Annotated in this window: 9 protein-coding genes; 5 read left to right on the forward strand and 4 right to left on the reverse strand. The window is 38.7% G+C overall.

The genetic code is table 11. The annotated features are described in order from the left end of the window. Positions 1-58 precede the first annotated feature (58 nt). Positions 59-1,123 (reverse strand): Mrp/NBP35 family ATP-binding protein, encoded by a 1,065-nt coding sequence (locus B2X72_RS07640; protein WP_286848895.1) that lies wholly within the window; start codon positions 1,121-1,123, stop codon positions 59-61. Positions 1,124-1,417: 294 nt separating this feature from the next. On the opposite strand from B2X72_RS07640, the gene B2X72_RS07645 reads away from it, so the two are divergent. Further along, positions 1,418-3,592: a transglycosylase domain-containing protein gene (locus B2X72_RS07645; protein ID WP_286848897.1), complete on the forward strand. Its 2,175-nt coding sequence runs from the start codon at positions 1,418-1,420 to the stop codon at positions 3,590-3,592. A 27-nt stretch (positions 3,593-3,619) separates the two neighbouring features. Then, positions 3,620-4,159, forward strand: a complete 540-nt coding sequence (gene hpt / locus B2X72_RS07650) for a hypoxanthine phosphoribosyltransferase (RefSeq protein WP_075994457.1) — start codon at positions 3,620-3,622, stop codon at positions 4,157-4,159. Between the two features lie 44 nt (positions 4,160-4,203). Here the strand turns inward: hpt and B2X72_RS07655 are convergent, their stop codons facing one another. Beyond that, on the reverse strand, positions 4,204-4,701 hold the full coding sequence (locus B2X72_RS07655) for a hypothetical protein (RefSeq protein WP_286848900.1): 498 nt from the start codon (positions 4,699-4,701) through the stop codon (positions 4,204-4,206). 105 nt (positions 4,702-4,806) lie between these two features. Next, positions 4,807-5,370, reverse strand: a complete 564-nt coding sequence (locus B2X72_RS07660; RefSeq protein WP_075995004.1) for a DNA-3-methyladenine glycosylase I — start codon at positions 5,368-5,370, stop codon at positions 4,807-4,809. A 123-nt stretch (positions 5,371-5,493) separates the two neighbouring features. On the opposite strand from B2X72_RS07660, the gene B2X72_RS07665 reads away from it, so the two are divergent. From B2X72_RS07665 to B2X72_RS07675, 3 genes are all read left to right on the forward strand, one after another. Beyond that, the gene (locus B2X72_RS07665) at positions 5,494-6,468 is read left to right on the forward strand and encodes a DUF4271 domain-containing protein (RefSeq protein ID WP_145329025.1); all 975 of its coding nucleotides are present in this window, start codon (positions 5,494-5,496) and stop codon (positions 6,466-6,468) included. Between the two features lie 11 nt (positions 6,469-6,479). After that, positions 6,480-7,250, forward strand: a complete 771-nt coding sequence (locus B2X72_RS07670) for a uroporphyrinogen-III synthase (RefSeq protein WP_286848904.1) — start codon at positions 6,480-6,482, stop codon at positions 7,248-7,250. Between the two features lie 431 nt (positions 7,251-7,681). Then, a complete protein-coding gene (locus B2X72_RS07675) occupies positions 7,682-8,551 on the forward strand; it encodes a cupin-like domain-containing protein (protein WP_286734407.1) in 870 nt (289 codons plus the stop codon). Between the two features lie 95 nt (positions 8,552-8,646). Here the strand turns inward: B2X72_RS07675 and B2X72_RS07680 are convergent. Further along, positions 8,647-11,514 (reverse strand): PD-(D/E)XK nuclease family protein (locus tag B2X72_RS07680; RefSeq protein WP_286848907.1); only part of this gene is annotated, 2,868 nt, incomplete at its 5' end.

An 11,514-nucleotide genomic window follows, 5' to 3' on the forward strand; every position in this document is an offset into this window, starting at 1 on the left:
GCTTTCATACGTATGAAAGCCTTTTTATGGTGAAGCGCAAGAGCGTACTATTAACTAACTATCTCCCTTGGCTATGGATAATGGAAAGTTGCTGGGCAACTTTCTCTGCGATCGTTAAAAATGATTTCGTTACAGGATCTTCGGTATCTATGGCAACAGGGAAACCATTATCTCCTGCGTCAGAAATGCCTTTTAACAAAGGGATTTCACCAAGGAAAGGAACTTTATATTCTTCTGCAAGACGTTTTCCACCATCTTTACCAAAAATATAATATTTATTCTCTGGCAGTTCAGCTGGTGTAAAATAGGCCATATTTTCCACGACACCCAATAATGGAATATTGATGCTATCCATTAAGAACATTCCGATTCCTTTGACAGCGTCAGCCAGGGCAACGTGCTGCGGGGTTGTGACAATCACAGCCCCGGCAATCGGGAATGTCTGTGATACGGTGATATGGATGTCACCCGTGCCCGGAGGCATATCAACAACCAAATAATCCAGTTCACCCCAATGTGCATCGTTAAAAAGCTGCTTGATGGCCGAGGTCGTCATCGGTCCACGCCATGGAATAGGTTGGTTTGGATCGGTGAAAAATCCTATTGAAAGTAATTTCAGCCCAAATTTTTCAAGCGGTTCAATTTTAACCTGGCCGTTTGGCATTTCTATCGAACCCGGTTTGGCACCTTCTAGGCCAAACATAATTGGAAGCGATGGCCCATAGATGTCGGCGTCTAAAAGACCTGTTTTAGCTCCTTTAGCATGGAGTGCAAGTGCAAGATTTGCAGCGACAGTAGATTTACCAACTCCACCTTTGCCTGAGGATACCAGGATGATGTTTTTAATACCCGACACTTGCGCGCCTTGTTTCCCGATCACATTGGAAGTCATATTGATATGAACTTCGAGGTTTTTGTCGATGAAATGGGCTATGGCGTTTCGGCAGGCATGCTCAATATGGTCCTTAAGCGGGCAAGCTGGTGTAGTTAAAATGACATCGAAAGAAATTTTTTCACCTTCGATCTCGATATTTTGAATCATATTCAATGTTACAAGATCCTTTTTCAAATCAGGCTCTTCAACATAGGATAATGCATTTAATATTTGTTCTTTGGTAACCATCTATTATTCATTTGTAATCATGGATTACAAAACTACTCATTGCGGATCAATTTCATGTCATTTCTTTGTTTTTAATGGGATTAAGATTACTGTATCGTACTCCTAATCTTTAGGAAAGATCCGTTATCCAGTACATTTTCGTTTTCGGGTAACCAACCTGTTTTCTAAATAATTTTGTCGGACTGTAGAAAGGGATAAAGGCCATCCTTGTTTCAGTGAATTATAATTGTATATGCAGCCAAATTTATCTAAGTTTGACTGTTGATATGCACGAATTTGCATTAAGTAATAATTATGTCCAATCGATTTATAACATCTTTTAAGTCCCGCAAATGGCGATGGCTTTATATCGCTTTAGCTGCTATTTTGGTTTTGGCGATCGCAGTAGGCACGTATGCTTATCAGAAAAGAGATGCCATGCTCATGGGAGCAATCAACAAAGCGAAAGCGAAGTTGCTTGAAAAGTATGATATGGAATTGAAGATTCAATATTATGCTTTCCAGGGGATTAATGCCGTACAGTTTAAGAATATACAGCTATTGCCCAAAAATAGAGATCAATTGGCTCAAATCAATGATTTGACAGTGTCTGTAAAATTGTGGCCTTTGTTATTTGGGGATGTGAAGTTAGGACAAGTTCTTTTAGATAATGGGAAGGTTTCTCTTGTTAAAAAGGATTCGATCAGTAACTACGATTTCCTGTTCAAGAAGCAGAAAAAGGATACTGTTGAAAATGATAACCCAAAGCAGAATCTGGCGGCCTTGGCAGATCGATTGTTGAAAAATGTATTTTTTAAGATTCCAAATGACCTCGATCTCAAGAACCTTGAGCTTTCCTATCGTGACGACAGTACTTCACAACGCATTGTAATTCCTTCTGCTGTGATAGACGGCGGAGATATGGAAACCAAGTTTCTGTTAAATGACCATGAGGCGGCCTGGAATCTGACCGGAACGATTGATTCAGATAATCAAGAATGTGACCTTCGTCTTTTTTCCGATAAAAAGGAGGTAAATCTTCCACTATTACAGCGCAAATTTGGTCTCGCGGTAAGTTTTGATGAAATATCCTTCCGATTGGACAAGGCTCATAGAAGAAATAAGGAGTTACTGGAGTTGCATGGGCAATGGGGATTTAAAAATCTGAAAGTAAATCACTGGCGTATTTCTAGTAAAGATGTTATCTTTCCTGAGGCCATCATGCAGGGGGCATTGAATATTGGAGCATCATCGATTGAAGTGAGCAAAGAAAGTACCGTTCAGGTCAAAGATTTCGTGTTTTCTCCTTATATCAAATATGTGCACAAGCCGGAAAAAGAACTTTTCCTTGCCATTCATACTGATAGGATAGAGGCGCAGCACTTTTTTGATGCCATGCCAGTTGGATTATTTCCTGGCTTAGATGGTATTCAGGTGGAGGGGCATATTCAATACGATCTGAACTTTGCTCTCGAAATCAAAAAGCCCGAAAAGCTTCTTTTCTCTTCCAAAATGGATGATAGGGATTTAAAGGTAGTCAAATGGGGGGAGGCCGATATTGCGATGTTAAATACACCATTCACGTATACAGCCTATGAAGATGGTAAGCCGATGCGGGAAATTGTTGTCGGACCTCAAAATCCTAATTTTACACCTATAGATCAAATATCCCGTTATATGCAGATTAGTTTGATCAATACAGAAGATCCATTTTTCTTTAAGCACAAAGGCTTTGAAGAGAAGGCTTTTAAACTCTCTATTGCTACAAACATTAAGGAAAAAGGATTTAAGCGTGGAGCGAGTACGATATCAATGCAACTGGTGAAAAATGTTTTTCTAAATCGCAATAAGACGGTTGTACGGAAGCTGGAGGAAATTTTGCTGGTATGGCTGATGGAACGCTCGCAGCAAGTGAGTAAAAAACGCATGTACGAGGTTTACCTGAATGTCATCGAGTGGGGAAATAATGTATATGGTATTACCGAAGCTGCACGCTATTATTTTGGGAAAACACCAGCGCAATTAGGGCTTGGAGAAAGTATATTTTTGTCGAGCATTGTTCCGCGTCCCAAAAAGGGACTCAACTTTTTTGACTGGACAGGGCACCTGAAAGGGAATATGTTGCGCTATTTTAATACATATGGTCATATTATGACCAAAACAGGGCAGATTAGTGTGGATTCAACAACTTCAAATTATGGTTTTTATGAAGTTGTTCTACAGCCGCATCTGCGGGCAGCAAGACCAGCTGTGGTAGATTCTGTTGATGTATTTGATATGGGAGATGATCCATTGTTGTTCGATCGTCTCGAAAGTAGTTCTCCTGCCGAGAATCTTGAGCATGTATCTGTTCCAAAGAAGCTAAAACAAATGGATCTAACAGAAAAGAAAGATGAGGAGGCTAGTGAGCAGGAGAAACCAAAACGGTCGCTATTTGACAAGATATTAGGGCGTAAAAAAGAGGAAAAAGAAAACGACACACACAAATAGTGCATGTGTTGAAAGAAGAATATTAGCATGAAAAAGATAGAAATTGACGGATTGCTTTTCGAACCTTTATTTGAAGAGGAGCAAATTCAGAAACGAGTGCGCTTGATGGGGATTGATATCAGCCTGCGTTATGAACACAAACAGCCTGTTTTTATAGGCGTCTTGAATGGATGTTTTATGTTTATGGCAGATTTGCTTAAGCAAATTGATGTTCCTTGTGAGATGTCGTTTATTAAGTTGGCTTCTTATATTGGAACCGGGCAATCTGAATTAAACGAGCTTTTAGGACTTGGTATCGATCTTGAAGGCCGTGATGTGATTATTGTAGAAGATATTGTCGACTCCGGGCATTCCCTGAAGTATACCTTGGATGCCGTAAAAAAATTAAATCCAGCAAGTGTGATTGCCTGTGCACTTTTGGTGAAACCCGAGGCGCTGCAGTATCATTTCGAGGAATTGACCTATGTTGGCTTTGAAATAAGTAAAGAATTTGTAGTTGGGTATGGTATGGATTTTAATGGTCTTTGTCGGAATCTCCCTGATATTTATAAAAACGTAGCAGTCTAATGTACTAACAAGTGATCATTAGATTTTAACTATAGAATTTTGATCTATTCAGGTGTTTGATCGTTGTATAATTCTTTCAGATTTATGCGTAAAATTTCTAATTCTGATAACGGTAGTTTGGAGACAGTTTCAAATATTTCCTTTTCATCAAATTTAATGACTAAAACACCTTTGTAATCTTCCTCATAGCCCGATTTTTGTATTGTAAAGTCTATCTTTTCAAAATCAAATTCTTTTTGACCCCCTTTAAACCATTGGTAGTCGGCGGTGTAGTTGATTTTGTTTTTTTGAAATTCAATAATTTCAGCGCCATAGGTATTCCATAATGAGACACGGAGCATATAGTATGCTATTAATCCAAATAAGCCAAGCATGATAACACTCACAATTGTCAGCCCGCTATTGGATACATTGACAGTGACGCCACCAAGGGGTAGAATTATAGAAAATATGGTAAGTAAATAGATGAATAGTCTGGCAATTAGAGGCCCCCTTTTTTCTTTTAATACCAATTGGTTTTGTTTTAGGTCGATTTGATTCATATGTTGTATTGCTGTTCTTATCGGTCTGTTTTTATGGTGTAGAGAACCGGTTTTGATTCCTATAAATTGGTGTTTGCGAAACCTATGCGCATTTTAATGGTTAACTTATTTAAACGAACAGGTTTCGATATGGTCGTTCACCATTCCAACGGCCTGCATATAAGCATAACAGATGGTAGAACCGAAAAATTTGAATCCCCTTTTCTTCATGTCTTTTGCTATTTTATCAGAAATAGCTGTAGTTGCAGGTACCTGTTGCAGACTGGTCCAGTGGTTGACGATCGGTTTTTTTTCAGGCAAAAAGGTGTATAAATAGTCGTAGAAGCTACCATATTCTGCTTGGATTTTCTTAAAATGCTGTGCATTGGTAATGGTGGATTCAATTTTATTCCTGTGTTTGATAATTCCCGAATCGACCAAAAGTCTAGCAACATGTTCGTTGGTATAAGCAGCGACTTGATCAACATCAAAATTGGCAAAAGCTTCTTGGTATGCCTTTCTTCGCCGAAGAATCGTAATCCAGCTTAAGCCGGCTTGTGCAGACTCTAAGATCAAAAATTCAAATAAAGTTTTGTCATCGTGGACTTGTCGTCCCCATTCTTTATCGTGATAATCGACATATTGCGGATCAGATCCGCACCATTGACAACGTATGATTTCTTTGTACATGTTCTCTGAAGATTTTTTGAATGCAATATAACTTTTTATCCTAACTTTACGACCACAATTAAAGAGTTTCGAATATAGACGGTTCATGAGCATTTCATTACCGTTAAGAGACAATTCATTTTAATGAGCGTAACTATCTTCAAATATCATATTCTATTTGTAGTACTACTGCTGTTTTCAATTACGGGATTGAATGCGCAGCGGCGGACTTTTCGGACGGTTGTACAGGACAGCAGTACAGTTAGTACTGATAGTCTAAATATCGTAAAGGATTCTGTTGAATCGCCAAACCAGAAAGTTTTGGCATCCTTGAATCCTGCGTTACAGAATCAATATCGGATCGTAACAGTGAACGGGGAAGGTTTAAGGATTCATAACATTTATAATTTTGATGTTCAGCAGTATTTTCAGAGCAAATTAAGAAGTAGCAATTTGGATCGGCAATATGGAACGCTCAAGGCTCATCGTGAAAACTGGATTTTATTTACAGTTCTCGCATTAATTTTTGGTGTTGGGTTGATTCGGGTATTTTTCCCTTCTGATATTAAATTGGTTTTTCAGGGGTACTGGGATGATAGGGTCTTATTGTCTGTAAGCAAAGAGGATACGATCCTGACATCTTGGCCATTTATTTTTCTATTTATATTATTTTCTGGGGCAATAGGCTTATTTGTAAGTCTATTTTATGCATATGAATTAAATAGATTCGATTTTATTACTTTTCCCAATTATATGAAGACTGCGGGAATGGTTGGTGCTTTGTTTGCGTTAAAAATCGGATTTATCCGATTCTTATCCTTTGTTTTTCAAATTAGAAAGTTGGTAAAGGAATATGTGACCGTGCTGTATCTGATTTATTTCAATACACTTTTTTTAATGCTTCCTGTACTATTAATTTTGAGTCTTGTGCCTTTGACATCGGTCGGAGTTGTACTGCATTTGGCTATTGTTGGAGCGGCCTTACTCTTTTTCTATCGGTTTCTTAAGACAGCGACTCATATTATGTCTATGTATAAATTTTCAATTTCCTATTTAATTTTGTACCTTTGTTGCCTAGAAATAGCACCAATATTAATACTGTTAAGATTATTGAGCTAAAACTGGTTAATATGCAAACTTCAGACGTAGAAAGAGCAAAGAAGGTAAAAAGTGTACTGGTGACTTTACCAAAACCTGAAAACGATAAGTCCCCTTATTATGATTTAGCAAAGAAATACGGGTTAAAATTAGACTTTAGAGGTTTTATACACGTAGAAGGAGTTCCTGCCAAAGATGTGCGTAGGGATAAGGTTAATTTAGCAGATTATTCTGCTGTAATATTTACGAGCAGAAATGCTGTAGATCATTATTTTAGAATTTGTGAAGAGATGCGATTTGAAGTGTCTTCAGAAATGAAATATTTCTGTATTTCAGAGACGATTGCCCTCTATCTTCAAAAGTATATCCAATATAGAAAACGGAAGATTTTCTTTGGTAAACAGACCGCGAAAGACCTTGAAGAGGTGCTGAAAAAACACAAAGGGGAGAATTTCTTGTTCCCTTGTTCGGATGTAGCCAATGAGGAAACAAGTAATTGGTTACAACAAAACGGCTATAAATTTACACCGGCTGTGCTTTTTAGAACTGTTGTAAGCGATTTGACTGATTTGAAAGATGTTTTCTACGATGTTATCGTGTTCTTTAGTCCTTCAAGTGTACAGTCCTTATACGATAACTTCCCTGATTTTAAGCAGAATAATACAAGGATTGCAGCATTTGGTGCTTCTACTCAACAGGCACTTTTAGATCACGGATTGATTTTAGATATCCCTGCTCCAACACCAAAAGCTCCTAGTATGACGATGGCTGTTGAAGAATATATCAAAAAGGTAAATAAGTAATAGCCTAACATAAGGTAAATAACAAAAAAAGGGTTCTTAAGACCCTTTTTTTGTTATTTGTGCAGTTTAAGATCCGCAAGGATCTGTAAAGACTTTTACGGGCGTTGCTGTTGAGTTTTATCATTCCGAATCGGGAATGGTACGATGACAATTTTATGAATTGGCCGGATGATCAATTTGTAGGGTATGTTCATCTTGTATAAAAGATAGATGAATTGTATTTTTATCTTTAGGGGTATAGAAATGGTGGCGAGTCAAATCGATGATGTTAAAATGTAATAAAAGTGACGATGGTCATTGAGATTTTAAGTATATTTCTATTAAATTGCTTGGAATAATTTATTCCAATTAAAAATAAAGCATAGGCAGTATTTTTAAAATTTGATAGGAATATTTTTTTTATGTTTGTAATTAAGCAAAATTAGTCAGTCGTGAAGTTAAAGCAAGTTGATAAAATTTCGGGCATTCAATCAGAGGACTTTTTAAAGAATTATCTGAAACCAGGTTTTCCTGTAATTATATCAGATTTTATCAGTGCAGAAAGTCCAGCGTGGAAGAAATGGAGTTATGATTACTTTAAGGAAATCGCAGGAGATATAAAGATAGATGTCTATGGAAAAGAGGAAGAATCAATGGACCGTGCTGCCAGTGCTCCTGTTGGCCATATGACATTTGCAGAATATTTGGATCTGATCACAAAAGAACCTACAGAGTTACGGTTGTTTTTGTTCAATCTACTCAAGATACGTCCTGAACTGAAACACGATGTTATTTATAACGATGTTACAGGCGGTAAGGTATTGCAATGGTTACCATTTATGTTCTTTGGTGGAGAGGGGTCAAGTACCCGTAATCATTTCGATATTGATATGTCACACGTGTTTATTTCTCAATTCCAAGGATTAAAACGTATTTGGCTTTTTCCAAATGATCAATCTGATTTGATGTACAAATTGCCATACAATTTTCATAGTATTGCAAACCCCAAATATAGCAGTGAAGAGGAATATCCCGGAATTAAATATCTGGAGGGCTATGAGGCGGTGATCCATCCTGGAGAGACCTTATATATGCCAGCAGGCTGGTGGCACTATATTCAATATGAGACAGAGGGCTATTCGATTTCTGTTAGGGCGTTAGCAAATTCGATCAGTGAGAAATTGCAGGGGGCGCGTAATCTGTTTATCACAAGGCATTTTGACAATACGATGCGAAAGATCTTCAAAGACCATTGGTTCCATTATAAAATTAATACAGCAAAACGTCGAGCCAATAATGCAATTAAAAGAAACAAACGTTAATATAGAAAGGGGACAGTAAAATGTCCCCTTTTGTCTTTAAAATGTATTTGATATGTAGCATTTAGTTTGACCTCTCCTTAAAGTCTTTGCTATATTCATTCTTCTGCATCGCCCCATTTGCTAGCTTCCCGATAGAATAGTGTATAAGGGTCGCTTGGGTAAATCATAGAGTCCGGGTTATGCCGAAATGGGACATCTGGGTTAAAGATTTCCTGAAGAATATCTCGCAGGAATCTGACAAAATTTTCTTTCTGGAAAGCAAGGAATTCATCAGTCAATATTCCCTCTTTACCACTGAATAATGTCCCTTCTTCCCGCATTTTACGGGCGACATAGAGATGGGGTTCGAGTTGTTTTCTTCCTGTTTTCTGTTCAAATACATAGGCATAGAATAGCGTTTGCACCATGGCTTTATTTTCGGTATTTGGCGTAAATACCTGGTCGATTTCTTTGAATATGATCGAGTCTCCACCAGTCTTGTAATCAACAATTCTACTGATAATACGATCGTCGTGTGTTACGACCTCATCTACACGGTCAATGATGCCGTAAAGTGTGACCTGTTGTTCTTCTCCATTGATCTCAATAGGAAAGGGCAGTACATAATCGTTGTCATTCTCGAGTTCAATAATCCGAAATGCTTTGTAGTTGTTGATGTCATATTCAAGATACATCTTGACATACTCGCAGGCAATCTTCAGCATGATCCGCTGCAGGCTGTTTAAATCATGGGTTGTCTTTAATTCGATCTGATATTGCAGGCCTATTTCACGAATCACCTGTGCTTCTATTTTGTCGATCTCGTGCCGTAAGACAGTTGTCGGTGTAAAGTCCTGTTGCCCCTTGAAAGGTAGGAATATCTTCTCCATGACATTATGGATGACAGTTCCCAGTTTATTCATCTCAAATTCCTGAGAGATTGAAGGTGGTTCTTTGATACCGGCAATGTGTTTTAAAAAAAACTGTAGCGGGGATTGCAGATAAGTTGTTAGTGCCGTTGCAGATATCCTTTTCTGGTTGACGATAAAATCCTGATACATCTTTTCCCAGACTTGACCACGTTTCTCGATGACAATCTCTTGCGCCTTATCCGCAAATTGGATGGTCTGTTGTTGAATTTTTCGGTCAAACTGAAATTTACTTTCAAACTCCAGCTGTTTGATAAAGCGACTTTCTTCGCCGGTAGAGCTTTCGTCTACTAAGCCATTGTAGAAAATATGTATTCCTTCACTGTATTGAAAATGGCGATAGAATAAATAAGCTGACAGGGCATCCTGATTCTCTAATATGGGGAGGCCATAAGCGCTTCTCAGGCTATTGGGTAAAAAGGTCGGTGAATTGGACGTTTTGGGTAGAATGCCTTCATTTGCGCCTAGAATATATACGTTGTCAAAATTTAAACAACGACTCTCCAAGAGTCCCATAATCTGAATTCCTTCTAGTGGATCTCCCTCTATCGCCGAATTTATTGGGGCGATTGCTTTTTTAATCAGGCCAATCTGGAAGCTGATGCTTAAGGGCGCAACTGTTTCAAAGCCCAGTAGCAGCTGGTTCAGCGTTTTCTTCGTTTCGATCAAGAGGTTGTTGTCAATTTGGCGGATACGCTCCTGAGAAGAGATGCTATGCAACAGGTCTTCGACGATCAGAATGAGCGAAGGGATCAAATGCGCCGAATTTTCGATTGGCACAAAAAACTGAGGCAGGGAGCTTTTGAGATGAAGTTCCTCCAATGCGATCTCAAAGAGCTGTTTGTCGGCAATCTCTTTTTGGATCTGAAGTTTATCTGCTAAAGAAACCATGCTGAGCGGATGGTTGATGAAGGTCTCTATGACCTGATAAGGAATCTTCCGCCTCTTGAACTGTGATATCTCCAAATGTACATCCATCCATAGGTCCAGGATACCGAAAATAGGAGACTGTGTCAGTGGATATCCCGTTGTGATGTTGGGGTTGACATCGGGTAGACTCTGCAGCAAAGGAACAAGCAGGTTTTCATCTGCTAGAAGAATGGCAGAGGTCTGTTCCGTTTTATGGTGCTGTTCGAGGATATCATAGAGCAGTTTTGTTTGGCTGATCTTTCCGGTGCTGGCATATAGATTTACGGTAGAGGTTCTATTGCCAATAATGTTCGGGCTATCGCCAAGGGCATTGACCAAACCTGTTTGAAAAATATTTCGACGGATAAAAAGTCCCGCCTCCTGCATAGTGTCCTCCAGGTAATAGGCATCGGCATCAAAGTAGAATAGTGCGCTGCCTTTGTCCTGCCATTGTCTAAATAATTTTGCCTCGGCTTTATTTAAAGCATTGAAACCGACAAAAAGGATATGCTGAAAGGAAGATGCAAACTGCTGATGTGTAGCCTTGCCTTCAACCAGATCACGGTAGATTGTTGGATAGTTGGTTTGGCCTTCTGTTTTAAGCTTTTCTTTAAATCGATTATATAATACCGGTAGTCTTTTCCAAAGTTGAAGAAAGCGCTCTTGTACTCCACTATGCCCCGCAATAGAAAAGGACTGCCAAAATTGACGGATAAACCCTTGCTGTTCTTGCGTGAGATGTTGAAAAGCAATGTCGATTTTGGTATTGTCATAAAGTTCTAGATAGATCTGCTCGATGGGAACGAGATCATAATCCAGTTGACCGAAGTCACTCAATATAATTTCGGCAATGGGATAGAACTCTTCCAGCGTTTCTGGTTGCCTGCCCTCAGCTACCAATAACTCATTATGAATATTAAACAGATGAAAAAATTGGGTTAAAGGACTGGCTTCGGTATCATCCGTCGAAAGTCTGAAAAATTCCTGAATCGTAAAAAACTGCGGCGACCAGATCGCCTGACCATACACTTCAGCAAGATGTTTTTTGAGGTAGGTAATCGGCCGTTTATTATTAAACACGATGGCAATTTCACTCAGATCGTTTCCAAAACGTTTTTGAATGTCTGCTGCTACTAATTTTAGAAA

It is taken from the genome of Sphingobacterium sp. UBA7253, assembly GCF_002472745.1.
Classification (GTDB): Bacteria; Bacteroidota; Bacteroidia; order Sphingobacteriales; family Sphingobacteriaceae; genus Sphingobacterium; species Sphingobacterium siyangense.